The sequence below is a fragment of the Paenibacillus sp. 32352 genome (assembly GCF_002042965.1).
GTDB classification, from domain to species: Bacteria; Bacillota; Bacilli; order Paenibacillales; family NBRC-103111; genus Paenibacillus_S; species Paenibacillus_S vulneris.
The window spans coordinates 349,991-376,059 of record NZ_MZNT01000005.1 but is presented as its reverse complement, the minus strand read 5'-3'; the positions used below and the strand labels follow the sequence as shown (position 1 = coordinate 376,059).

The window sequence follows — 26,069 nt, the reverse complement described above, 5'->3', positions numbered from 1 at the left end:
GGGGCCGAGCGGAGCGGCATTAAGGGTTTTATAGTTGGATAGAGCCTGATTTCTATGCTCTCAACATTTGCTTGACCAGCACGGCCAACCGATAGATGCCTGTCTCCAAATCATGCAAGGATGCATAGGCGTAAGAAATACGCAGATGCCCGCTAGGGTCCCCTTCATATAAATGGCCGGGATTAAGTAAAATTCCTTCTTTCAAAGCTGCCGCAAACAAGGATTTTAAAGGCACCGGTGGGGTAAGGTGAAGCCAAATGTAAAACCCTCCGGCGGGGACTTCCCACTGCGCCAAGTCCCCGAAATGCTTCTCGAGCGCAGAGACGGCAATGCTCCTGCGGTATTGCAGCTGCTGTCTTAACGCATGGATATGCTCTTGGTACAAACCGCTTGCCAGCCACTGGGCGGCGGCAGCTTGGGAGAGAGAGCTTGCTCCGTAATCCGTTTGCATTTTAATGTCTGCCAACCGATCGATAACGGGCTCAGGTCCAATGATCCAGCCGATTCGGAGTCCCGGGCTTACAGATTTTGAAAAGCTGCCCAGATACAAAACATGACCGCCGGCATCCGCGGCCTTCAAGGGCATAGGGGGCGGGGCATCCATCCATAGCTCCCGGTATACATCGTCCTCGATCAGCGGAAGCCCCTCCTTAATGCAAGCCTGCAGAAGCTTTTCTCTCCGATCGCGGGACATAACAGTCCCTGTAGGGTTATGAAAGGTGGGTATGGTGTACAACATGGCACCGTTATGCTGTTTTTTGATCATCGGAATCAGGTCTGCCCGTATCCCCTCACGATCCATCGGAACGCCGGCCAGCTTCATTCCCGCTGATTGGAAAATAGGGACGGAGTACAGATACGACGGCCTTTCAAGCAGGACCGTCGATCCCCTGTGCAGTAGACTGATAGATAGGAGATGCAGCGCCTGCAGGGCGCCGGAAACGATCAATATCGAAGAAGGGGAGGCATCAATGCCGTACTCTTCTACATGCTGCGAGATCAGCTGTCTAAGTCCCGCATTTCCTTTAGGCTCCTCGTAGCCGAGCGGCATTGATTCCTTGGTTAATGCTTGCAGTACGGCTCTCATTTCCTTATAAGGCAGCAAGTCGGGAGCCAGCTCTCCCGTTCCGAGGCGTATCACGTCTTTACGGAACTCGGCTTGATTGATTTCCTGGATGATCGGGATATTAGAGGATTGAATTCCCGAGCTTACATAAGAGAGCCAATCCGGAGGGGGTGTGGAATCCGGTTCCTCTTCACGGGAATGCGCCACGACGGTTCCGCCTCCGCGATTCCCCCTTAAGAAGCCGTCTGCTGCCAGCTCGTCAAGCGCCATGACTATGGTGCTCCGATTCACGCCGTATTCGGCGGCAAGCCGTCTCTGCGACGGAATTTTCGTTCCGACAGGCCATTCTCCGCGTATGATTTTGTTTTTGATATGCATAAGGATCTGATAATGCAGGGGCAGGTCGGATTTGCGGTCCGGTTGCCATTCGACTTGCAGGGTCACAACGATTCCTCCGGTCACTTGGGGCTTTAGCTTATTATACGACTTGGTTGGTCTCTTATCCATCCAAATGGATGGAGCCAAGAGCCGCCTCTTGTCCTACAATAGACCGGGTAACACAGCTGCATCATGTTGAACTGGAGGAATACCATGCTAGAAGCGATGATCCATGGGTTGATCCTGGCGGGCGGATTGATTCTGCCGCTCGGGGTACAAAATTTGTATATTTTCAATCAAGGAGCCAATCAACCGCGTCTGATTCGGGCTATGCCGTCCGTACTAACGGCCGCTATATGCGACAATCTGCTCGTTATTATCGCCGTACTGGGAGTCTCGGCCGCCGTTTTGGCATTCGAATGGCTTGAAATCATTATGCTAAGCGCAGGCATCCTATTCCTTCTCTATATGGGATGGCAGACATGGAAAAGCGACCAAACCCGGACCCAGGCACCGGATATAAGCTATGATGGAGTACGGAAGCAGGTGCTGTTCGCAGCCTCCGTATCGTTATTGAACCCGCATGCCATAATGGATACGATTGTCGTAATCGGAATGAATTCGCTGCAGTATGCAGGAGCAGAGAGAGCCATATTTACTTTAGCCGTGCTTTTGGTGTCCTGGCTGTGGTTCATCGGATTATGCACAGCAGGAAGCTTGATGAGAAGAGCGGACAAGTCCGGCGGCAGGATGAGACTATTGAATAAGGCTTCCGCGGTGATGATCTGGGGGACCGCCATCTATATGATGCTGCGACTTATTCCATGAGCGCCGATGACGTAAAGACATGGACAAGCAGCCAAAGGAACAACAGGACAGCCGAACGGTTCCATCGGCTGTCCTTCCTTTTACAGCAGGGCTTGTCCAACCTCAATGTAGGGCAAAAAAAGTTTACTGCGCATACCGTTGACAGGGGGATTGCTATCCTATACCATTTTAATATTAACGTTAATACTATTTCCGAGAGGAGCATGGACATGAGCAGCCTTCAGCATAATCCAAAAGCGTCTTCACCGGTTTACGAGCAAATCCCGACCAGCCGTTATTTGGCGGACCTTCCGAAGGGGGTGTATTACCAAGGCGACTATAAGCTTGGGCTTAATTTCTACAGCTTCAGCCATAATCTGAACTCCTGGATCAACGGGACTACGGATGGAGCGCCTCCTATCGATACGATGCAGGTGATCCGGTTTGCGAAAGAAGCGGGCTTTGACGCAGTCGATGTTACTGCTTACTACATTCCCGGTTATGACAATTCGACGATGCCTACCCGACCGGACGAAGAAATTTTCGGCTATGCAGCTCGGATCAAACTGCTGTGTGCCGAGCTTGGAATCGCTATCAGCGGGACAGGAGTAAAGAATGATTTTGCCGACCCGAATGAAGAAAGACGGCTGCTCGATATTCAAAGGACGAAATATTGGATCGATGTGGCTGCAGAGATGGGGGCCCCTGTTATGCGGGTATTCAACGGCGCGGTCCCGAAGGATATACACCAATTCGGCTGGGAAGCGATAGCCAGGGAAAGAATCGTTCCGGCCCTGAAGGAATGTGCCGAGTATGGGGCGGGTAAAGGGGTCGTTGTCGGGATGCAGAATCATGGGGACATGGTATGCACGGCAGATCAAGTCATTCGCATTCTTCAGTGGGCGGATCATCCGAATCTAGGCTTAATCAATGATACCGGCTTCTTCAGAAGCTTTATGCAGCCTACCGGGTTGAATTACGATTGGTATGACGACATCGAAGCCGTACTGCCTTATACGGTGAACTTCCAGGTGAAGCGCAAGCCGGCCGGATCGAATACGGACCCATTCATTGACCTGGAGGAGCTGTTTCGGCGTATACGCAGAAGTAATTATCGGGGATACATCCCAATCGAAACCTTATGGGTCAACGGAGACGAGAACCATCCGCAGCGGCTGCCGGAGCCTCCGTATGAGCAGGTGAAGCAATTCCTTGCCCAGCTGCGTGAAGCTTCGGAAAAAACGAAATCATATTCATGATCCCTGCGCAGGAAGGAAACGGGGGGCTCTATGCAGAATGATATAACCTACGGAAAATAATGTTGAACTAAGCAGCGGAAACATTCAGAGGTGAAAGAAAATGACCAGGCGAGCGCGCCAGGAGGATATCGCCAGAGAGCTTGGATTATCCATCAACACCGTATCTTTGGCACTCAAAAACAGCAAACGGATCAATGAAGAAACAAGGCAAAAGGTGCATCAGGTGGCCAAAGCCTTGAACTATATCCCGAATACCATAGCGCGATCTCTCGTTGAGAAAAAGACCAACATCATCGGATTTATCGTACCGAATATTATGAATCCCGTTCAAATCGAAACCGCACAGACGATTGAGCGGAAATTGATTAAAAAAGGCTACAATATGATGCTGATGACGACGGACAGCGACAAAAATTATGAGTCCTACGCGCTGGACATTCTGGTGTCCCGTCAAGTGGACGGCATCTTCCTGTTTCCGACCAACAAACAAAACCAGGACAAAATCAAGACGGTTCGGGATGTGAATATTCCGATCGTGCTGTTGTCCGGCGGAAGCTATGAACCAGCAAGCGATTCCGTCTATATGAACCAGTTTAAGGGCGCATATATTGCAGCGTCCCACCTGGCGCAATTAGGTCACCGCCGCATCGGTTTCATTCATGGCGGATCAGGCAATATGGAGAAGTTTATGGGATACCAGCAGGCGTTAAAGGATCACGGACTGGAATTTGACCCTGAGCTGGTGGTTACTGTCGACAGCTATACCTACGAGCAGGGGTATTTGTCGGCGGCTGCTCTATTGCCTGCCCATAAAGTGACGGCACTGCTGGCCTCAAGCGATTATTTGGCGCTCGGAGCGCTTCGCTGGTGCCGCGAGCGCGGAATGCTCGTGCCCGAAGACATGGCGATTGTCGGGTTTGACAACCTGGAGGCGGCCCGATATGCCGAAATACCGCTCACTAGCGTTGCCTTCAAAGTCGAGCAGCTAACGACATCTGCTATGGATCTCATGTTCGAGCTGCTTGCCGAACAGGATAAGCTATCTTCGAGGAAGCCGGAACGTATCGTAATCGAACCGTCTCTGGAAATTAGGAACACCTGCGGAGCCCGCTGATGTATTATTCTATTTATTGAGCTGGAGCAGGGGGATGACGATCGTCAAGAGAGGGCTCCCCTTGTTCCGTTCCAAACAAAGGCACCCAGTCCCCCATGTTGTTGTGCTAACAGCCCAGCATCCCCCGAAGTAATCCCTCTTTAGCGTACCACCTGGATTCCGCTATGCTCACATAACACAGCAGCTTGTCTGCAAGAAACTTGAAGCTAGCTCGGGCTCTGTTCATAAAGTCTGCTGCATGGTGTGTGCATCGGCTAAGCTGGGCTCCAAGCTCCTTCCGTTCCGCTCATGCTGAAGCAGCCTTTCCTTCATGGCGATGCCTCCGCGATAACCGGTTAAGGCGCCATTCTTGCCTATGACCCGGTGACAAGGTATGGCGATCAACAAAGGGTTAGCGCCAATGGCTGCACCGACCGCGCGAACAGCCGCGGGCTTTTGAATCTGATCTGCAATATCCGAGTAAGTACGGGTATGGCCATAGGGGATACGGAGAAGAGCGTCCCACACGGCGAGCTGAAACGGGGTTCCATCATAATCGAAGGGAAGCGAAAACTGGGTCAGCTTTCCTTGCAAATAAAGGATCAGCTCCTCTCGATAAAGCTCCAATCCCGAGTCGTTCCGAACCCACTCCGCTCCCGGAACACGGTTTTTTGCCCACGTCTCCATTTCCGTGAGCGGCTGATTTTGTGAGCCGATAAAGCACAAGCCTTTCGATGTTGCCGCGATGTGTATCTTCCAATCGCCGTATGCCAATAAAGTCCAGTACAGGACATTTTCGTTTGAGTTCATGAAAATCCTCACCTCCACGAACAGTATAACCCCTAGGACATGCCGTTGTACGTTTTTTTGAATGGAAAAGCAAGATATCGAAAGCCGGTCTATCAGCTGGAAGAACGATTCCTTTTTCTGGTACAAAGTTCCTATATTGCCTAGTTCCCAAGTTGCCGATATAGTAAAAATAGACTTGCCTAAATGAATCATCAACCAACCTTATACTAAAGAGAAAGTAGTTGAATAGCATCGTGATCAATCTTGGAGCAGAACGGAGAAAACAAATCCAGTATATCGGTATTACCGAAGAGGACCTGAAGCTGTTGAAAAGCAAGGAGAACGAATTCAGCACTATCGTGGATGACCTGGTCGACGAGTTGTATCAACAAATCACAAGGGAGCCCGAAATTCTTCGGCTCATCCAACAACACAGCACGTTAGAGCGGTTGAAAGAAACCCAGCGTCAATACTTTTTATCCATGACCTCCGGAGTGCTGGATGAAGCATTTATCACCGGCAGGCTGTACATCGGAAAAGTACATTCACGGATCGGATTAACCACCAATTGGTACTTGGGCACCTATGTGCTCTATTTGGATATTGCGGTAGCAAAATTGGAAAAGGTGATCCCGAACGAGTGGAGGCAGGTCATTCATGCCTTGAGTAAGATGTTTAATCTGGATTCCCAATTGGTGCTGGAAGCATACGAAACGGATGAAAAGGCCAAGATCGAACGCTTGGTAGAGCAGCAAAACCAGCTGCTGACCGGAGTAAGCGCTGCCGTTCAGGAATTGGCAAGCTTGATGGTACAGCTGAGTGAAAGCAGCGATTCGGTTGCGGCCTCCGCAAGCAAAACCGCAGAGTTCCAGGATCAGACGCATCAGAATCTGTCCTATTTGGCCAAAGAGGTGGAATCCGTCCACCAAGTCGGAACGATTATCAGAGAAGTTGCGGATCAGACGCATCTGTTAGGATTGAACGCCGCCATCGAAGCAGCGAGGGCAGGAGAGCAGGGCAGAGGCTTTGAGGTAGTAGCCAATGAAGTGCGCAAGCTAGCTTACAGCACTAAAGAATCGCTGGGAACGATAGAAGATAAATTGCAAAATATCCATAAAACGCTGGCTCGCGTCCAGCAGGACTCCGGTCAAACCTCCGTCTATTCCAAGCATCAGGTCGACAATTCGAAGGAGCTTGCTTCCTTCGTTAAGCTGATCGAGAAGGTGACCGTGGAGCTGGAACGGCTGGAAGGCGCCAGTGAAGTGAATTAATGATACACAACATAACCCCACAAAGAAGCTGATTTAGTTCCTTTAAAGGGGGCCCTGAGATTTACAGCCCTATGATGTTGAAAAAGACCGTTCGGTGATGTCGCCGTTCGGTCTTTTTGCGTTAGGTCTGTGGTATCGTGCTTGACCCGCTAGGGGATCTTTCCATCAGCCTGCAGGAAAAGAGATTTTGTATATTTTTTTCGGGCGGCCGCGCAGCTTCTCCTGCTTCTTGTATGCAATATGTGCGATGCCCTTCTCCTCCAGCTGATTCAGTATCCGGTTGGCGCTGCGAATAGTGATGCCCAGATGATAAGCGATTTCCTCCGACGTCAGCTCATTGCTCTCCGTCTTCGTAATAACCCCCATAATCTTTTGAATCTGCAGCGTCGAAATATCGAGCATCTCGCTTAGCCGCTGAATTTGCGGACTCACCTCGTTCAAGTAGGTCAGATTCGTCTCTTCACCCAACGGACCGATGACCTGCCCGTTCATTTGAATGACGAATGTGCCGCGCACCGGGCTCGACGCCGACTGCTGGTTGGCAAGCTGTGCGTTCATGCGGGCCTTGTACATCGTATCGCCTGTGCCCCAGCCCAAATTTACCTCGAAGGGAACATGCTGGCTCAAGAACGCCGTCAGCTTGCAGCGGGTATAGCTGTCGGTGATGACCTTCAAATCCTTGGCCGAGCTGATCATCTCGAAGCTGACATTCGTTTTTTGAATGATCAAGGGGATTTTCTCCACCATCGTAAACTCAAGCAAGCTTTTGTGCAGGAGCATGGTTTTGAGCTCCAGATCGTTCGTCGCGGAAGGCAGCTCATTCAGCTTATGAATGGACAAGCAGCCGATGGCAATCTGATTATCCGCAAGCTTGATCATCTCGATCTCCGTAATAATATGCTCGAACTGCTGAACGATCGATTTGTGGGACGGAACCAAATAAATATGCGGCACGCCGTGCTGCTCGAGCTTGGGCACAATATTGCCGACGCGGGTAATCGAGAAATCGATTTTGTTATCCTTCCAGAGCCCGATATGATAGTCCGACAGCTCCTGATAGATTTGATCCGTGATAACGGTATAAGGAAACGTTTGCGGAAAATGATCGTGGTCCAATATCGGCTTCAGCCCCATGTAATCGTTATGACTCATTATAAAATCAATACAGACGCGGGAGAAATCAATATCCTTGCGCTCCACGCTAAGCTGAAACAGACATTTATAGAAATCTTCCTCGCTAATTCTGTATATATAGGTCGGCACGGCAAAGGAGCCATGAAATCGTTCTTCCAAGTAAAGATATCCCAATTCGGTGATAATAATGCCGTCCACATGAGCGTAATGCCGTTTGTAATGCTCGCAGGTGTCACTCAATTGCGAATAAGTCAATATCGTCAATTCACATCGTTCTTGTAACGATTGTTGCACTGCTTGCATTCGCGGCAAAAACTGGTGTGCAATGATGACCGCTAATCGAATCAAATGGGCGAGCCCCCCTTACTTTATGAAATAGTATGATCGTTGCGGCAGATTCGCAGCTTTATCGAATGTTCGACACCGTTATATTACTTTACTCCTCATTATAGCGAAAAACCTCCCATATGGAAAACGCTGCACTCTATCCAAAATGTTGTGTAATAAAAGGTTACATCCTTATTGCATTATTGAAAAATGTAGTTTATTATTTATTTTAAGAAATGTCCAAAATATGACCAAAAATAAAAAATCGGCCATGAAAGGCTTGAGGGAGGATGATTTGCGTAACTGCTTCACACTTCAAAGAAAACGCTATCAAGGAGGCGCGCTATGGAAAACCATTCGGCTGTCGGCAACCATAAGTATGTAATTCTCGGACTTTTATGCTTTACGTGGATCATCAATTATTTTGACAAAATAGCCATTAATGTGGCTGCGATTCCTATTTCCAAGCAGTTTGGGCTGAATGAAGCCCAGGTCGGCCTGATCCTCAGCAGCTTTTTTCTAAGCTATGCGATGATTCAGCCTATCGGAGGATGGTTGTCCGATAAGTTCGGGTCGAGGAAGGTCATTCTTGCCTCAGCACTGTTGTGGTCGCTGTTCACTATTATGACAGGCTGGGCCTGGTCGTTCACGGCGCTGCTCGTCATCCGGTTTTTATTCGGTATAGGGGAAGGGAGCTATCCCTCGGCGAGTACGGTTGCGGTAGCAGAGTCTTTCCCGTATAAACAGCGGGCGAGAGCCAAATCGGTATTGACCTCCGCAACGACGATCGGCGGTATGCTCGGCTCGCTTGTATCCGCTTTTCTGATCACGAAGCTGGGCTGGGAGAATATGTTTCTGGTGCTCGGGGTTGTAGGACTCCTGACATGCGTGATCTTGTTCTTCTTCTTGAAGCCGCCGGTTCAGGAAAAACCATTGTCCGCATCGACGGCTAAAGTGAAGGTGCCTTTCAACAAGCTGTTGGCTAAGCCTTTGATCTGGCAATTGATGCTGATGTATTTCGGCTCCAGTATCGTCACTTGGGGAATGAATTCATGGATGCCTACTTACCTTGTGAAGGTTCGCAATCTCAGCATGGTTTCCATGGGCGCTCTGTCGTCGATCCCTGCCATTGTGGCATTTGTAGGTGTATTGCTGCTCGGATGGCTGCTGGATAAGAAGTTTTTGGCCGGCCGTGAAAAGTATGTGATTATGCTGGGCGCTGTGATCTCCTGTCTATGCATTTACTTGATGTTCCAAGCGCCGTCGGTCGCATTCGTCGTGTTCTATCAAAGCTTGGCCGCATTCGGTACTCTGTGCGTCATTACCCCGACCTTAACGATGCCGTTGAAGTATTTATCCAAAGAAATCGTAGGCTCCGCTACCGGTATCGTATATTTTGGCGGTCAGGTTGCCGGTATTATTGCGCCTTCTCTCATGGGGTACATGATCCAGGTCAATCACGGCTCCTTCACAGCGGCGTTCTGGGTGATGATTGTCGCCATGGTCGTTCCTCTAATCGTAGGGCTGACGCTGAAGACATCGGGCCTGCCTACGGATTCGAATGACCGCAAGGACGCGATCGCCAAAGAAGAAGGAGCGCCGGAGCTCGTAGGATAATTCTCGGCCTGTAAAGGTCAGATCCAAGGAAGCAGAAAGAAACAGCCTAGACAAACGGCAGGAGGGATAAGAATGAGAGGAAATGAAAGACTAGCTGAAATAATTGAAAAGAAACGTGACTTTTTCATTCAAATCAGCGATAAAATATGGGAGTTTGCGGAGACGCGCTTCGAAGAAAGGCAATCCGCGGAGCTCTTGTGCCAGGCATTGGAGAAGGAGGGCTTCACCGTAGAACGGGGAGCCGCTGGCATTGAAACGGCCTTTATAGGCAGCTTCGGAAGCGGGAAGCCGGTGGTTGCGATTTTGGGCGAGTTTGACGCCTTATCCGGCTTGAGCCAGAACAGAGGTGTCGCTTCACATGATCCTATTCAGGAAGGCGGCAACGGTCACGGATGCGGACATAATTTGCTGGGAACAGGCTCGCTGGCTGCCGCTGTAAGCCTGAAGCAGTATATGGAGGAGAATCAGCTTCCAGGCACCGTGCGCTATTATGGCTGTCCGGGGGAAGAGGGCGGTTCTGGCAAAACGTTCATGGCAAGAGAAGGCGTCTTCGATGACGCCGACTTTGCGCTCTGCTGGCACCCGGCTCCTCTTAACGGCATCATGCCGGGCCAATCGCTTGCGAATTATCAGGTCTATTACAAGTTCAAAGGCCGCAGCTCCCATGCCGCAGCAAGCCCGCATCTGGGCCGAAGCGCCCTGGATGCCGTTGAGCTGATGAACGTCGGGGTCAATTACTTAAGAGAGCATATTATTCAGGAAGCCCGAATTCACTATGCGATTACGAATACGGGCGGGACGTCGCCTAATGTGGTTCAGTCTCAGGCGGAAGTGCTGTATCTCATTCGTGCGCCTAAGACACCTCAAGTGGAGGAAATCTACCAGCGGGTTTGCAATATTGCCCGCGGAGCGGCCTTGATGACCGGGACAGAGGTCGAAATCGTCTTTGACAAAGCCTGCTCGAACCTGATCGGCAACTCGGTGCTGGAGGAAGCCATGCATAAGCAATTCTCGGAGCTCGGCGTACCTGTGTTCGATGAAACCGAGAAGGAGCTTGCTAGGGCGATCCGAACCACATTGACAGAGGAAGATACCAAGATGTTCAAGCGGATTAAGGGGCTGGACAATAAGGAGCTGTCGGATTTTCTGTTGCCTTACACCAAGACGGGTTTATCCTTTGGTACCGGCTCCACCGACGTCGGCGATGTCAGCTGGATTGTGCCGACGGCACAATGCGTGACCACTTGTATGGCGATCGGAACACCGTTCCACACTTGGCAGCTGGTGGCTCAGGGAGGCACCTCCATAGGGCATAAAGGGATGCTTCATGCCGGGAAAGTGATGGCAGCTACCGCGCTCGAAGTGATGCAGAATCCGGAGCTGCTTGAGGCGGCCAAGGCGGAGCTGAACCGGCACCTTGAAGATGAGCCTTATGTATGCCCGATTCCGGCTGATGTGAAGCCGTCGGCTATCAAATAAATTAAGCACTTATACTGTTATAGATTGTCCAGGTAACGAACACCATGCGAAGGAAGAGGCTGACGCATGGTGTTTCTTTTTATCCCGATTCCGACTCTACGCCGATCGTACGATATGATATGATGGTACCAACAGGGCATGTAATAAGCAGGAGGTGCAGAGATGCAAGCGGGACTGAACCAAACTCAGGAGCAGACGATGAGATTGCTAATCACGCCGGATATGAAGCAATCCCTCCATATGCTGCAATGCTCATCAGGAGAATTGGCGGAGCACATGAGCCGTGAGATCCTCTCTAATCCTTTTTTAGTACCAGCCGATACCGGCTGGCTTCCGTCAACAGGACCATCAGGCTCCAGATTCCGTACTTCTGCTTACGATCCGATGGACCGGATTCCTGATTCTTCACAGCAAACCTTGGAGAGCTTCCTGCTGGAGCAGCTTGCTTTTCTTCCTCATATACCACGACCAACTCTCCATGCAGCCAAATTTATTATCGGCAATCTCGATTCCAAAGGCTACTTGGATATGAGAACAGAACATATCGCGCAGATCCTTCATATGGATTCAGGTCAGATCGAACACGCCTTGGAGCTGGTTCAATCCTTGGATCCACCCGGAATTGCGGCGAGAAGCCTGCAGGAATGCCTGATGCTCCAGCTGGAGCGGCAAGGTCATAAGGATTCGCTGGCGTATCAAATTGTAAACGGTTACTTGACCCATCTGGCTGAAAAACAATTCGATAAGCTGGCACAGCTTCTAAAGGCCGAACCCGATCAGATTCAGCAGGCAGCAGCCGCGATCCGGGCGTTGAATCCAAGACCAGGGGCAGCTTTCACCCCTATACAGCGGGAAGTGATTTATCCCGATGTCATCGTCAGAAGGGAACATAATGAATATATCGTTGAAGTTAATGAATCGCTCTATCCGAAGCTGTCGATACATCCCGGCTGCCGTGCTATCAGACGTAAGGACCGGGAGGCGGACAATGATATGCAAAAACAGCTGCACGAAGCCAGAAGGTTTATCGGATTCATAGAGCAAAGAAACGTTACGCTCTATCGCGTTATGCAGGCCATCGTTCAGAAGCAGAGGCCGTTCTTTGATTATGGACCTGCCAGTCTTAAGCCTATGACGCTTAAAGACATCGCTTATGCTCTGGGAGTCCATGAATCGACGGTAAGCCGCGCAGCAGCGAACAAATATGTTCAAACTCCGCGGGGGATGTACGAGATGAAGTCCTTTTTCACCTCGTCGGTGGGAGGGACAGACGGTGAGGCTGTTTCATCGGAGGCTGCGAAGCAGAGGATCAAGCAGGTGATTCAAAGCGAGGACAAGCGGAAGCCGCTATCCGATCTCCGCATTGCGGAGCTAATGGAGCAGGAGGGGGTACGTGTATCCCGGCGTACAGTGACCAAGTACAGAGAGTCCTTAGGGATACCGGCTTCCCATCTGCGGAAGCGATTATAGCGTGGAAGCTCATCAGGAATCTTAGAAGCGGCCGCGACCGTCAGGAAATCCTGCTGTCGGCAGCCGCTTTTACATAGGTTAAAGCCAAGGCTTCCCTTTACTTCTTCTCGACAAATTTCTGATTGATTTTCTCGTCCGCCTGCCGCAAAGCGGTATTGACGTCGATATTGTTCAGGAGCATGTCCGTGAAGGCATCATTCACAATGTTAATGGCATCCTGACGAATGGCATTATTCAGACCGGAAGCTCTGGCCGGTTCTATGGGGGCGTACGTGTTATAGTAAGCCGCCTCCAGATTTTTTCCCTTGAGCTCCGGTGCATCCGTACCGAATGCTTTGCGGATTTCCGGCTTGTTGACAGGGGTGAGCAAGCCTTTCTTGGAATTGTCCATCATTCGCTCATCGTTCATCAAATACATAATCACTTCGAACGCGTCTTCTTTATGCTTGCTGGTCGGCGTGATCCCCCAGAAGGTAGGGCTGCTCTGCTGGCCGACCTTCGGCTTGTCTTTGAAGGTGGGCATCGAGACGACATTCCAATTCAAGTTCGGAGGGAAGTTCACCTGCCGTCCATAGCCGCTAATGAGCATTGCGACATTCAATTGCTTTTCGAATTGCTCAACCTCCGGTGTAATGGATCGGGTGTTCGTCGGCCTGTTGTTGCCGGGAATTTTATAAATTTTGTCCAGAGTGAGCAGCAGCTGCTTCCATTGATCATTATTCACGTTAGCCTTATCCTCGGTCGGGCTCAATGGGGAAATGGACAGCTGATTTTCTCGAAGGATCGTGCTATAGAAGGTGCTCATTCCGCGGTAGGCCGTTCCGTCCACCGTTCTGGTCATCGTGCGGGCTAATTCATAAGCTTCGTCCCAGGTCATTCCATCCTTCGGATAGGGGACCCCGAATTTATCGAAAATGTCCTTATTGTAGTACAAGACGGATTGGCTGATTTCTTTGGGGATGCCATAAATGCCTTTTCCGCCGGTGTAGTACTTCAACGTTTCCAAGGCCTGCGGATAGTAGCGGTTCATATCGTAGTTGTATTTTTTGATAAGATCGGTCAAATCATAGTCGAGCCCAAGCTGCTGGATCGTGTTGACGAAGGAGGAGTGTACAAACCACGTAATATCGGGAGCTGTACCGGCGGAGACCAGATCGTTCAGGTTGGTTCCGTTCCCTCTCTCAATATATTTGGGGGTGATATACGGAAACTTCTGACGTATTGGATCGCCGATTTCCTTGTTGAACGTTTCCTGACTCATTCCCAGATGAGTGGCAAAAACAAGCTCTATAGGCTCTTTCTTCGTATCTCCCGGCGACTTGGGAGAAGTCTCGGTGGTGGTGCAAGCGGTTAGTGCTATGATGGCAGCCAAAGAAACAAGTGGAGCAATGCGGGCTTTGCGCATAACTTAACCTCACTTTCGTATGATGGGGATGGAATGAATGAACAAATGACAGCGTTTTCAGAAAAAGGCCCTTCGTTTACCGTGTATTCTTTCAAGACTTAGATATGATTTATTTTATGTTTCCGGAAACTTTCCAATCCAGATTATACCACTTGGCAGCCTTTTGTAAATCATTTTTTGCAAAATTTCCTGTTGTTGACAACAAAACCCCCATTCGCTACGATGGGGTAAATATCAGAAACGTCGCAGATCGTTTCCTAAGGGGATTTTACAAGCATGGCTAACTTACAAGACATTGCAACCAAAGCAGGGGTGTCCAAGGTTACGGTTTCGAAGGTCATTAACAATTACGAGTCCGTAGCGCCGGCGACACGGGAGAAAGTGCACAAAGCGCTGAGGGAGATGAACCTGCAAGCCAGTGATTTGAAGCGTTCCAAGGACAGCTCCATGATGATCGGGATGCTGATGCCGCTAGGCGATATGACCGGGAACCGGTTCAGCATGGGAATCTTGGCAGGAGCGGAAGAGAAGGCGCTGGAGAAGGACTATTTTATAGTCATAGGCAATACGGTCAGCATGGAGAGGGAGGCGAAGGTTGTTGCCAAAATGCTTCAGCGGGATGTGGACGGCCTTATCCTGTTAAGCGTCAATGCAGAGCTCGACGGCAAGCATCTGGATGATCTGATACAGAATAAGGTACCTGTGGTGCTGGTGGATCAGAGGTTAAAGGATTTTCCGGCGCATGTCGTTCGTGGGGATAATTTTGCCGCTGCGATCAAGCTTATCGACCATCTGGTGGAGCTCGGCCATCAGCGGATTGCCTGCATCACTTTGAATCCGGCCCGATCCACTCATGCGGACAGGGTGAAAGGATACCGAACAGGGCTGATGAATGCCGGGCTGAAGGAGTCCAAGGAGTATTATAAAATTGTCGGCAACGGCGTTACTTCCTACGAGGCAACAAGGAGCCTGCTGGTGCAGGAGAATCGTCCGACCGCCTTGTTTGTAGCCCAGCCGTCTATGCTGATGAATGTGCTTAGAGCCGTTCAGGAGTATGGGCTGCGCGTTCCCGAGGATATCAGTATCGTCGGATTTGACGACCAATACGCGGTTTTGCCTGAGGAATACCGGAGCTTCTTCACCTCCATTAATCAATCCGCAAGGCTGATCGGGAGCATCGCTATAGAGATATTGTGTCAGCAGATGAACGATGCTTCGTTGGAATATCAGGAAATTATTTTGCCTGGGGCGCTGACAGTCCGTAAATCGACGGCACCGGCTCCTGCGATCTAAACCAATGAAACCGCGCTAGCGCGGTTTTTTGTTTTGCAGAAAGGGGGCAGAAACTTTCCGGAAATGATTCATTGCGAGGAAATTTATGGTATAGTAGAAATGGAAAGGAGGGGCGTTGATAAGAATCTATTTTTACTGTTTTGGTACCGCTTACATTAAGGCCTGAACATGACAACAAGAAGCGCAGCAGCACTCGCTTTTATCGGCGATCAGGAAAGAAGGAGAGCTCCTTCCTTCCATTAGTCGAGGAGAACCCCATTAGTCTATTCAGGAAAGGTGATGATTTCGTGTCTGTCCGTAAGCCGTTTCTTATCGGTCTTATTATCGTGCTAGTCTTTACGCTCCTTCTTCCAACCCACGGGCTTGTTTCGCGAGCGGCGGCTAGTGAAGTGAATTACGCATTAAATAAGCCTGTGCCAAGCAAAAGCTCGGATACGTCTGCGGGCAGGGCAACCGCTGCCGTTGACGGGAATGCAAGCACCTATTGGCAGCCGCTATCCAGCGACCGCGGGGACGATCTTAATGTATGGATGACGGTGGATCTGACCGTACCGCAAACGGTTCAGAGAACGGTGTTGGATTTTACAGGGACGCAAGGAATTGTAAGCGGTTACTCCATCTTGTACTCCAATAACAACAGCAGCTGGACGCAGGCTTATGCCCGGGACAGGTCAACAGGGGCGATTCAAGCCAAAGAAACGGCGATTTTTGCCCCGGTATCCGCCCGATATGTCAAAGTATCGGTCAATTTGACACAGAATTCATTGTTTAAGCTTGCCGAATTTGAAGTGTATGGGGAAGGCGGCACCGGCTCACAGCCCGCATTGAACAGAATCTATATTTCCGATGCGGCAGGCCGGGAGTATGCGGAAGATACGACTTTGAAGCTTAATGTCAATGAAACGACTTCATTACAGCTTCACGGGGTTCTCGTTACTGGAGAAGAGGCGGATTTGTCCGAACCGGACATCCTTGCTTCCCTGCAGGCTTCCAAACCGGATGTTGCTGTGTTGGATTCGTCCGGCAAGGTAACGGCATTGAAGTCCGGGGTAAGCAAGGTAACGGGAACCATTGTACAAGGACCTATCACGTTGACCACCACTATCTGGATTGATGTTGCGGACCCGGTCCAGCTCATCGCCGATCTGCAGATAACCCACCCGAGCATGACGATTCAGACAGGGCAGCCTGCGCTCGTGAAGCCCGGCGATCCGTACCCGTCCATTCAGGTTACGCCATTCGTAGAGGGCATCCTGAATGGTGAGCTGATAGACAGCTCACAAAATAAGCTGTATCAGCTGCCGGAAACCCGGCTCGTTCCAGGCGAGGCGTTGGAGCTTCCGGTTCCGGGAGCGGTCGCTTCTACCGGAGAGCATCAGCTGCGGCTGTCGGTAACTCCAACGGGCAAGACGACAGTGTATGATACGTTCTATTTCTTCTCGGCGGATGCGAGCACCATACCGGCGGGCCAAAGTCAGCTGGCCTTTATCGGGAAAGACGGCAAATTAGTCTACGTGCCGGATTACAAAGGGAACAAGCTGCTCGATTACTCCAATGCGGGTTATATGGGCGGCGGAGTCCAGCTGCCTGACGTGCCTGTAAGAGTGACTCTAACCCCGCAAGCGGAAGGGGATGATACGGCACGGATTCAAGCGGCCATTGACGAAGTATCCCTGTTGGCTCCTTCACCGGAAGGCTTCCGCGGAGCGGTGCTTCTCTCCAAGGGTACATATCGGGTAGGCAGCAAGCTGTATATCCGTGCGGGAGGCGTAGTTCTGCGCGGCGAGGGCCAGGGTACGGATGGAACGATCCTCTATGCTACGGGCACGGAACAGCGCGATATCCTGGAAATTGGCGGCACAAGTGGTCCAGTCGTCAGCTCGACGATAAAGACGGGCATCACCGATTTATATGTTCCGGTAGGAGCACGAAGCTTCCGGGTCGCTGATCCCGGTCTGTTCAAGGCCGGAGACACGGTGATGGTGCGCAGGAAAGGAAATGACCGGTGGATTCATGAGCTCTTGATGGATCAAATAACAGACCGGCCCGGGACTACCGGAAGTACGCAGCAATGGGGTCCCTTTGATCTTAACTTCGACAGAGTCATTACCCAAGTGGACGGCAATGTCATAACGGTAGATGCGCCGCTCGCCAATTCCATCGAGCTTAGGTGGGGAGGCGGGGAGCTATTGGCCTATAACGATTCGGCCCGGATACAGCAGGTCGGCGTCGAAAATATGCGTGTCGATGTCAACTTCGATCCGTCCGTCATCAAGTCGAATGGAGGCGTCAATTATTATGCGGATGATAACCATCCGGAAACGTTCATTGCGTTCAAGAGCGTCAAAAATGCATGGGTTCGCGACATCACGGCGCTGCATCTGGGATATGCCATGGTCTACACCGGGCGAGATACCAAGTGGACGACGACCCAGGACAGCACGGTTCTGGAAATGGCAAGCACATTGGATGGAGGGCGCCGTTATCCGCTGCTGTATGAAGGCCAACTGGGGCTCACTCAAAGGGTTAACGTCGATACCGCACGCCACTCCTATATCGTAGGCAGCCGCGTACCCGGTCCTAACGTGTTCCTGGACGGCGTTGCAACAACGCAATTCGCAACGAGCGAGCCGCACCATCGCTGGTCGGTAGGGGGCTTGTTCGATAACATCGATGCGAATATCGCTATTCAAGACCGCGGCTGGCTCGGAAGCGGACACGGATGGGCAGGAGCGAATTGGGTCGCATGGAATACCAAAGGGGGACTTGCGCTCCAAAATCCGCCTACCGCGCAAAACTACGCCATCGGTTTTACCGGCAAAGTAAATAAGCCTTACCTGCCGAATAAGGACGACCTTCGACCTCGGGAAGGCGGATACTGGGAAAGTCTCGGTACCAATGTCTATCCGCGCAGCTTGTATTTGCAGCAGCTGGAGGACCGCAGCGGCAGCGAAGCCGTCCGCAATATTCAAACAAGCAGCTACGGACAGCCGAAACTGGCCGGTCTGAGCCTGAGCGATGGGGTTCTAAGCCCGTCGTTTGCCCCCGACCAGGCTCATTACGATGCCAGTGTGACCTACAACGTCTACAAGCTTACGGTCACTTCGGAAGGCGTCGATACGGGAGCGCAGATTAGGGTAAATGGAACCGATGTCGCGAGCGGCCAGCCGAGCCCCGATATCCAGCTGGGCTATGGCGCCAATACGGTTCAGATTGCCGTATATTCTCCGAGTCTTAATACTTCCAGAATGTACACGGTCAATGTGACCCGCGAGCAGCCGCAGCTTCAGTCCGTTGCCTTAAAGCCCAAGTATATGTTCATTCGCTCAGGTGAATCCGAATCTCTGGAGCTGCAAGGGACTTATGAGGACGGAAGCACCAAACCGCTGACAGAAGGAATCGCGTTCCAATCATCCAAGCCTTCTGTAGCGCAGGTAAGTTCCAGCGGTGTTGTATCGGCAGTCAGCCCGGGGGTAGCGACGGTAACCGCTCAATATGCAGGGCAAAGCGCCGATGCCAAGGTGATCGTATATGGCAAGCCTGTGCAGCTGATTGGGATTGACCTGGATTCGGAGCGGTACAGCCTAAAGGCTGGAGACACGCACCAGACCGTCGTGCAGGCGGTATACTCGGACCGGAGCCAGCGGCAGGTAACCGACGGGGTTGCTTACCGCTCCTCTAATCCTGATATAGCCCAAGTGGATAAGAACGGCCTGGTTAAGGCGATCAAGGCGGGAAAAGCGGATATCGTCGTAACTTACGGGGGCGAGCAGGAGAAAGCTAAAGTGACCGTGCTCGGCAAGGATGACGGGAAGCCGGTGAAGGTGACCCGCCTCGAGCTCGATGACCAGGCTTATTCCTTGAAAGTCGGTCAAACGCACGCTACCGTCGTTTATGCTTATTATACGGATCACAGCAAAAAGAAGGTGACGGATGCCGTGACGTATCGTTCGTCGAACCCGGCTGTCGTACAGGTGGATGCGAATGGAGGGGTAAAGGCAATAAAGTCGGGTAAAGCCGATATCATTGTCGAGCATGACGGAAAACAAGTCAAAGCCAAAATTACGGTAACCGCCGGAGGGCATTGACTAGGTAAATTAGGTCTTGATGGTTGTTAGAGAGTCGATAGGCTGGTTATCTCCTTGCTTACGAAGATGGTTTCCATTGGGAAATGCATAACCTTTCGGAAGCTAATAAAGGGGGTATCCCGCTGTGCCACCGAAGCAGCTTACGCTCCTCAACAAAAGAAGAATGGCGAGTCCGCCATTCTTCTTTTGTTTATTTGGCGTTAGCCAGGGATCTATTAACAAAAAATGTTCAAATTCTCACCCTTTCCTTGTGATTTTTATCACATGTAGGCTGCCTGCTTCGATCTATACTAGCATCGTACAGAAGGGAGGAATTGATTTTGGATACGTTGGATTTAAGTAGATGGCAGTTCGGAATTACGACGGTGTATCACTTCTTGCTCGTGCCGTTATCAATCGGGCTTGCTTACCTGATTGCGGTGATGCAGACGATGTACGTGGTGAAGAAGGATGATTCGTACAAAATCATGGCCAAATTTTGGGGGAAATTGTTTCTGTTGAATTTTGCCGTAGGGGTCGTTACGGGGATTATGCAGGAATTCCAGTTTGGTATGAACTGGTCGGATTATTCGAGATTTGTCGGGGCTGTTTTTGGAGGGCCGCTAGCGATTGAAGCGCTGGTATCCTTTTTCCTGGAATCGACGTTTCTCGGCATATGGATTTTCGGTTGGGACCGCCTGCCAAAGAAGGTGCATCTGGCCTCGATTTGGCTGGTAGCCGTCGGAACGACGTTGTCGGCCCTATGGATATTAAGTGCGAACTCGTTTATGCAGGAGCCGGTCGGTTACGCGATTCAGAATGGACGCGCCGAGATGACCAGTATTTTTGCCATACTGGGGAACAAGCAGCTATGGGTAGAGTTCCCGCATGTCATTTACGGAGCGCTATCGACAGGTGCATTGTTCGTAGCGGGGATCAGCGCCTATAAAATCCTGCGCAAGCAGCAGCCGGAGCTGTTCAAAGCATCGTTTACGATCGGGATTACGATCGCGCTGGCAGCAAGCTTCATGACGGCGGTAGCCGGTCACGAGCAGGCGCAGCATTTGATGAAGTCGCAGCCGATGAAAATGGCGGCGTCCGAGGCGCTGTGGAACACGACGGGCGATAGCGCCCCTTGGACGGTATTTGCCTTGATTGACGTGGAAAAGCAGCAAAACCGCGCGCAATTGGAAATCCCTTATGCGCTAAGCATTCTTTCCTATAACAAGCTGCACGGAAGCGTGCCCGGCATGAATGAGCTTCAATCTGAGTACGAGGCGAAATATGGCCCCGGCAACTATATTCCTCCGGTCAAAACGACGTTCTGGAGCTTCCGCATCATGGTGCTGGCCGGAGTCCTCATGATCTTGCTCAGCCTGTTTGGCACCTACGCCGTATGGCGTAATAAGCTGGAACAATTTCCGCGGTATTTGAAATGGATGGTGCCGGCCATCAGCTTGCCCTATATTGCCAATTCGGCGGGGTGGATTATGACGGAGGTCGGCCGGCAGCCTTGGCTTGTGTTCGGATTGCAAAAAACGGAGGCGGGCGTTTCCCCTACGGTCACTCCTGCTATGGTGGTGACTTCGCTCATCGGCTTTACTGTGATCTACGGGCTTGTGGCTGTGGCGTTAGTTTATCTGATCGTCGTGTTCGTGAAAAAAGGGGCCGTTGATGAGGAACACGAGGCTCATGAAGCGGAAACGAAGCATCCGGGCACAGTAACTCCTCTGTGAGAAGATCAGGCTATGAAATAGAAAGCGAGGCGAGGGAATATGCTGGAAACCTTATGGTTTATTCTTATCACGGTGCTGTTCGTCGGATTCTTCTTTCTTGAAGGTTTCGACTTCGGTGTAGGCATGCTGACTCCGTTCCTTGGCAGGACGGATACGGAGCGCCGTGTGATCATCAATACGATAGGGCCGGTCTGGGACGGTAACGAGGTATGGCTTATTACGGCGGGGGGAGCGATGTTCGCGGCATTTCCGGAATGGTATGCCACGCTGTTCAGCGGCTTTTACATGGCGTTGTTCCTTATGCTGCTGGCGCTCATTGGCCGCGGCGTGTCGTTCGAATTTCGCAGCAAGCTGCCGAATCCGAAATGGCGCAAGCTGTGGGACGGCGTGATCTTTGGGGGCAGCCTGCTGCCGCCGCTCTTGTGGGGTGTAGCGCTGGCCAACCTGATGAAGGGCGTACCGATTGACGCAAATAAAAACTATGTCGGATCGTTCTGGGATTTAATCTCCTTGTACTCGGTAACGGCGGGAATCAGTATTGTCCTATTATTTTTGCTTCATGGGGCGCTGTATCTCTCGCTGAAAACCGAAGGGGAGCTTAGGGAGCGGGCCAGAAAAGCGGCAAACCGCTTCGGTGCATGGGCAAGCGCCATGCTGTTGTTTTTCGTCTTCCTCAGTTATTTTCAAACGGATATGTTTACCCGTGACGGGATCATTCCGGGAATGGTTCCTCTGACGGCCGGCTTTACGCTGTTGTCCGTGCATTTCTTTCTTAAAGCGGGACGTGACGGCTGGGCGTTCATTATGACCGGCTTAACGATTGTGCTGTCGACGATAACGGTCTTCATGTCCTTGTTCCCGCGGGTGATGATCTCCTCGCTGAACCCGGATTGGTCGCTGACCATCTTTAATTCGGCTTCGAACGAATATACGCTGAAGGTAATGACCGTGATTGCTCTCACGACCGTACCCATTGTCATCGCTTATCAGGCGTGGACTTACTGGGTATTCCGCAAACGGGTGAGCATCAAGGATCATCTGGACTACTGATATGATGAAACGACTGCTTGGCCGCGTCCCTGGAACGTACCGTCTGCTGCTAGCCGGGATAGGATTCAGCGTTGTCGGCGGTATGCTGATGATTCTGGAATCCGCCAGCCTGGCTCGGCTTGTGCATGATGCTTTTCTGGAAGGGCTCGGTATCTCAACTCTTCTTCCTGTATTTGGCATGCTGCTTGGCTGGATCGCTCTTAGAGCGGTTGTCCAGATGATGAGCGAATATGCTTCATCGCAAATGGCGATGCGCATCAAGAGCGACCTCCGCCAGCAATTGTTAAGCAAGCTGGTCCAGCTTGGACCCGGCTATGCCAAAGGAGAACGGAGCGGGGAGCTGCTTGGAACGATCTACGAGGGCGTAGAACAATTGGAGGCTTATTTGGCCCGGTACTTGCCCCAAATGGCCTTGTCCATGCTCATTCCCGCCGCCATCTTCTGCATCGCCGCCAACCTGGACTGGATCTCGGCCATGGTGCTGGCAATAACGCTGCCCCTGCTCATCCTGTTTATGATTCTGGTAGGTCTGGCCGCCAAGTCCAAGGCGCAGCGGCAGTTCGAGCGTCTCGGTCAGCTGGGGAGCCATTTCATGGACGTTCTGCGCGGGCTTCCGACCTTGCAGATATTTGGGCGAAGCCGTGCACAGCTGGAGATCATCTCCCAAATCAGCGTGGAATATCGAAAGACAACGATGGGAACCCTCAGGCTCGCTTTCTTGTCCTCGTTCGTGATGGAGCTGTTCGCGACGTTAAGCACCGCCATCGTAGCGGTATTCCTGGGGCTGCGGCTTATTAACGGGGAGATCGGCTTCGAGCATGCATTCCTCATTCTGCTGCTTACACCCGAGTTCTACGCTCCGGTAAGAGCACTGGGTACGCAGTTTCATGCGAGCACGAACGGGATGGCTGCGGCTGCCCGGATCATCAGCCTCCTGGAGGCGCAGGCGTCCGGAGCAGCTGAGACGGAGGAGGGCGTGGAGCTTGAGGCTCGGCCAAGCGGTTACCGCATCGAATTTCGGGATGTCAGCCTGACTTATCCCGGTCATTCATCCCCGGCGTTGGACGGCGTTTCATTTACGCTGGAGCCGGGGGAGCGCATCGCGGTCATTGGCCCGACGGGCTCGGGAAAGAGTTCGCTGCTTGATGTGCTGCAGGGATTCGCTGCTCCTACAAGCGGCAGCGTGTGGATTGACGGCATCAACCTGGAAGAGATAACAAAGGAATCATGGCGGAAGCAGTTGTCGAGTGTCAATCAAAACCCTAAGCTATACTACGGTACGCTGCGGGACAATTTGACCCTCGGCTGCGAGGGGCCGGTGGAAGATAGCTGCATTGAGGCTGCATTAACGGCCGCAGGAGTGGATTTCTTGGACCAGCTCCCCGACGGTCTGGATACGATATTGGGTGAAGCCGTTCCATTGTCCGGGGGACAAATTCAACGGATCGCCATTGCCAGGGCGCTGTTGAAGGATGCGCCGCTGCTGCTGCTGGATGAACCGACGTCGGGATTGGACTTGTTTCATGAGTCTATGGTTCGGCAAGGCTTGGCCTGGCAGCTTCCAGGCCGGATGTCAGTGACGGTTGCCCACCGGCTGGAGACCGTGCAGCAAGCGGACCGCATCATCGTGATGAATCACGGCCGCATTGCCGAGATGGGAACGCCTGCCGAGCTGCTGGCGGCAAGGGGAATGTACGCCCGAATGATGCTGGCGCTTGAGCGGGAGAGTGACGCCCGGAAACTGTCCGAGTCGTTACCGGAATCGTGGAGTGAGGCCCCTGGCGCTGGGTTGGATCGGGGGAGCGGCGATGCTTTGGGTACGCCTGATACAGCATCTATCCGTCTTCTGGCCCAGCAGGGCTTCCTGCGGCGTGTTCTCACTTTCTTGCGGCCGTACCGGGGTAGAATGCTGATAGCGGTGCTGCTCGGATGCTTGACCATTGCCGCGAGCATCGGCTTGATGGGCACCTCGGGCTATTTGATCGCAAGCGCAGCTTTACGCCCGGAATCGGTGCTGCTGCTGTGGGTTCCGATTGTAGGCGTCCGGTTCTTCGGCTTATCCCGCGGTGTGTTCCGTTATTTGGAGCGGCTGGTGTCACATGACCTGACCTTCCGAATTCTGCACCGCGTACGTGTTTGGCTGTACGAAAGCCTGGAGCCGATGGGCGTCAGGCTGCTGGAGCGGCGGCGCAGCGGCGAGCTGCTGCAATCGCTCATCAGCGATGTAGAGCAGCTGCAGCATATGTACCTGCGCGTTCTGGCGCCTCCGCTCATCGCCTTGGTGACCGGAGCGCTGGGCTGCTTCTTGCTGGCCGCTCATGCGTGGCAGCTGGGAGGCATATTGCTGGCTATGTTAGCGCTGTCCGGCATCGGCCTTCCACTGCTCAGCGCTAAGCTGTGCCAAAAGCCCGGCCGGGAAATCGCCGGCTGGCAGAAGCAAATGTATGCCCAAACGAGCGACTTGCTCCTGGGCATGAAGGATCTTCTCGTATTTGGCCGCGATCAGGAGCGTCTGCACTCGATTATGATGCAGCAATCCGAGGTGAATGCGAACCAGACCCGTATCAACCGGGCAGGGGCGGCAGTGAGTGGCGCGATGCTAGGTGCAGCGCATCTGAGCATGTGGCTGGTGCTGCTGGCCTCCGTCTATTTCGTACAGACTGGCCGTTTGGAGCCGGTACTGCTTCCGGCTCTTATTCTGATGACGCTGGCATGTTACGAAGCCGTTACGCCGCTTCCTGCGGCTTTCCAGCAGTTAGGCCATACGGTCTCCTCCGCTTCGCGGCTGTTTCAGCTGGTCGATGAGAATAATGCTCTGAAGGTGGTTGAAGCGAAGCAGCGGCCGATGATATCGGCTCCGCCGGTTCAAGCTTCACTGCAATGGAAAGTGGAGGTTCGCAATGTATCCTATCGCTATGAAAGCGGAACGGATTACGCGGTTCGCCGCTTGAATCTAACCTTGGAACCGGGACGGCGCATTGCCGTCGTAGGAGAAAGCGGAGCGGGCAAAAGCACGCTGATCCAGCTGCTGCTCGGACTCCGGGACTGTACGGAAGGCTCCATTCGTCTGAACGGACAGGAGCTGCGGGAGCTTCCTGCGGCTTTCATCCGTTCCCAGTATGCAGTCGTGTCCCAGGAGGTGCAGCTGTTCAATGCAACGGTTGCCGCTAATCTCAGGCTGGGGAGACCGGAGGCAACGGACGACGAGCTTCGTGAAGCAGCGCGGCTGGCGCTGATCGACGAGACGATCATGAGCCTGCCTCAGGGCTACGATACGGTGATCGGGGAGCGGGGAGGCAAGCTGTCCGGAGGCGAGCGGCAGCGCCTGGCACTTGCCCGGGCATTGCTGCGCCACACCCCCGCGCTCTTGCTGGATGAGCCTGTCACCGGATTGGATATCTTGACCGAGCAGGCGTTCATGAATAACCTTGAGCTTTTCTGGAAGGAAAAGGCCGTCGTCTGGATTACGCACAAGCTGTCCGGACTCGATCAGATGGATGAAATTGTCGTCATGCATCACGGTGCTGCCGTAGAGCGCGGGACGCATGAGGAGCTGCTTCGCCAAAAAGGCTACTATTACCGCCTATGGCAGCTGGAAAAGGAGAAGGAGTGTCTGCTGGCTGGCCTCCATGAGGATGCGGGGCCGTATGACGAGGCACCGCTTCATGGCTAGCATGATGAGTGAATGGTACACGCACGTCAACGCGAATATAGAGGGTTGCCTGACCGGAGGAATGACAACGGTCAGGCTTTTTTGTCGCTATATGATTCCGGGAGTCTCGCGCAAAGTGCCTGAATAAGCTTCCAAGCCACGCCTCACTTTAAGGG

General features: G+C 52.2%; 16 protein-coding genes. 12 read left to right on the top strand and 4 right to left on the bottom strand.

Going from position 1 to position 26,069, the window contains the following annotated elements; genetic code table 11:
* Positions 1-52: 52 nt before the first annotated feature.
* Positions 53-1,591, bottom strand: a complete 1,539-nt coding sequence (locus B1728_RS14780; protein ID WP_306293526.1) for an aminotransferase-like domain-containing protein — start codon at positions 1,589-1,591, stop codon at positions 53-55.
* Positions 1,592-1,657: 66 nt separating this feature from the next.
* Here B1728_RS14780 and B1728_RS14775 point away from each other — a divergent pair, with 66 nt between their 5' ends.
* The 3 genes from B1728_RS14775 to B1728_RS14765 all read left to right on the top strand — a co-directional run bounded on the left by B1728_RS14775 (position 1,658) and on the right by B1728_RS14765 (position 4,624).
* A complete protein-coding gene (locus B1728_RS14775) occupies positions 1,658-2,272 on the top strand; it encodes a LysE/ArgO family amino acid transporter (RefSeq protein WP_079910985.1) in 615 nt (204 codons plus the stop codon).
* Between the two features lie 209 nt (positions 2,273-2,481).
* Positions 2,482-3,510 carry a sugar phosphate isomerase/epimerase family protein gene (locus tag B1728_RS14770; RefSeq protein ID WP_079911066.1) on the top strand — a complete coding sequence of 343 codons (1,029 nt, stop codon included), beginning with the start codon at positions 2,482-2,484 and terminating at the stop codon, positions 3,508-3,510.
* Between the two features lie 100 nt (positions 3,511-3,610).
* Positions 3,611-4,624, top strand: a complete 1,014-nt coding sequence (locus B1728_RS14765) for a LacI family DNA-binding transcriptional regulator (RefSeq protein ID WP_079910984.1) — start codon at positions 3,611-3,613, stop codon at positions 4,622-4,624.
* A 222-nt stretch (positions 4,625-4,846) separates the two neighbouring features.
* Here B1728_RS14765 and B1728_RS14760 read toward each other — a convergent pair whose 3' ends face one another.
* Entirely contained in the window at positions 4,847-5,413 is a 567-nt protein-coding gene (locus tag B1728_RS14760) for a methylated-DNA--[protein]-cysteine S-methyltransferase (RefSeq protein WP_079910983.1), read from the bottom strand.
* A gap of 221 nt (positions 5,414-5,634) precedes the next feature.
* Between B1728_RS14760 and B1728_RS37225 the strand changes: the two genes are divergently transcribed.
* The gene (locus tag B1728_RS37225) at positions 5,635-6,663 is read left to right on the top strand and encodes a globin-coupled sensor protein (RefSeq protein ID WP_306293525.1); all 1,029 of its coding nucleotides are present in this window, start codon (positions 5,635-5,637) and stop codon (positions 6,661-6,663) included.
* A 165-nt stretch (positions 6,664-6,828) separates the two neighbouring features.
* On the opposite strand, the gene B1728_RS14750 is transcribed toward B1728_RS37225, so the two are convergent.
* Positions 6,829-8,145, bottom strand: coding sequence for a transcriptional regulator (locus B1728_RS14750; protein ID WP_079910982.1), 1,317 nt, complete (start codon positions 8,143-8,145; stop codon positions 6,829-6,831).
* Between the two features lie 324 nt (positions 8,146-8,469).
* On the opposite strand from B1728_RS14750, the gene B1728_RS14745 reads away from it, so the two are divergent.
* The 3 genes from B1728_RS14745 (at position 8,470) to rpoN (ending at position 12,690) form a co-directional block, all read left to right on the top strand.
* Positions 8,470-9,741, top strand: a complete 1,272-nt coding sequence (locus B1728_RS14745) for an MFS transporter (protein WP_079910981.1) — start codon at positions 8,470-8,472, stop codon at positions 9,739-9,741.
* 72 nt (positions 9,742-9,813) lie between these two features.
* The gene (locus tag B1728_RS14740; protein WP_079910980.1) at positions 9,814-11,220 is read left to right on the top strand and encodes a M20 family metallopeptidase; all 1,407 of its coding nucleotides are present in this window, start codon (positions 9,814-9,816) and stop codon (positions 11,218-11,220) included.
* Positions 11,221-11,382: 162 nt separating this feature from the next.
* Positions 11,383-12,690 carry an RNA polymerase factor sigma-54 gene (gene rpoN, locus B1728_RS14735; RefSeq protein ID WP_079910979.1) on the top strand — a complete coding sequence of 436 codons (1,308 nt, stop codon included), beginning with the start codon at positions 11,383-11,385 and terminating at the stop codon, positions 12,688-12,690.
* 97 nt (positions 12,691-12,787) lie between these two features.
* On the opposite strand, the gene B1728_RS14730 is transcribed toward rpoN, so the two are convergent.
* Positions 12,788-14,095, bottom strand: a complete 1,308-nt coding sequence (locus tag B1728_RS14730) for an ABC transporter substrate-binding protein (protein ID WP_079910978.1) — start codon at positions 14,093-14,095, stop codon at positions 12,788-12,790.
* Between the two features lie 276 nt (positions 14,096-14,371).
* On the opposite strand from B1728_RS14730, the gene B1728_RS14725 reads away from it, so the two are divergent.
* The 5 genes from B1728_RS14725 (at position 14,372) to cydD (ending at position 25,914) form a co-directional block, all read left to right on the top strand.
* Positions 14,372-15,388 (top strand): LacI family DNA-binding transcriptional regulator, encoded by a 1,017-nt coding sequence (locus tag B1728_RS14725; RefSeq protein WP_079910977.1) that lies wholly within the window; start codon positions 14,372-14,374, stop codon positions 15,386-15,388.
* Positions 15,389-15,675: 287 nt separating this feature from the next.
* Positions 15,676-19,476, top strand: a complete 3,801-nt coding sequence (locus B1728_RS14720; RefSeq protein ID WP_144027868.1) for an Ig-like domain-containing protein — start codon at positions 15,676-15,678, stop codon at positions 19,474-19,476.
* 320 nt (positions 19,477-19,796) lie between these two features.
* Positions 19,797-21,191 carry a cytochrome ubiquinol oxidase subunit I gene (locus tag B1728_RS14715; protein ID WP_079910975.1) on the top strand — a complete coding sequence of 465 codons (1,395 nt, stop codon included), beginning with the start codon at positions 19,797-19,799 and terminating at the stop codon, positions 21,189-21,191.
* 39 nt (positions 21,192-21,230) lie between these two features.
* The gene (gene cydB, locus B1728_RS14710; protein ID WP_079910974.1) at positions 21,231-22,241 is read left to right on the top strand and encodes a cytochrome d ubiquinol oxidase subunit II; all 1,011 of its coding nucleotides are present in this window, start codon (positions 21,231-21,233) and stop codon (positions 22,239-22,241) included.
* Between the two features lies 1 nt (position 22,242).
* Complete coding sequence (cydD, locus tag B1728_RS14705; RefSeq protein WP_079910973.1) at positions 22,243-25,914, top strand: thiol reductant ABC exporter subunit CydD; 3,672 nt, start codon at positions 22,243-22,245, stop codon at positions 25,912-25,914.
* The last annotated feature ends 155 nt before the right edge of the window (positions 25,915-26,069 follow it).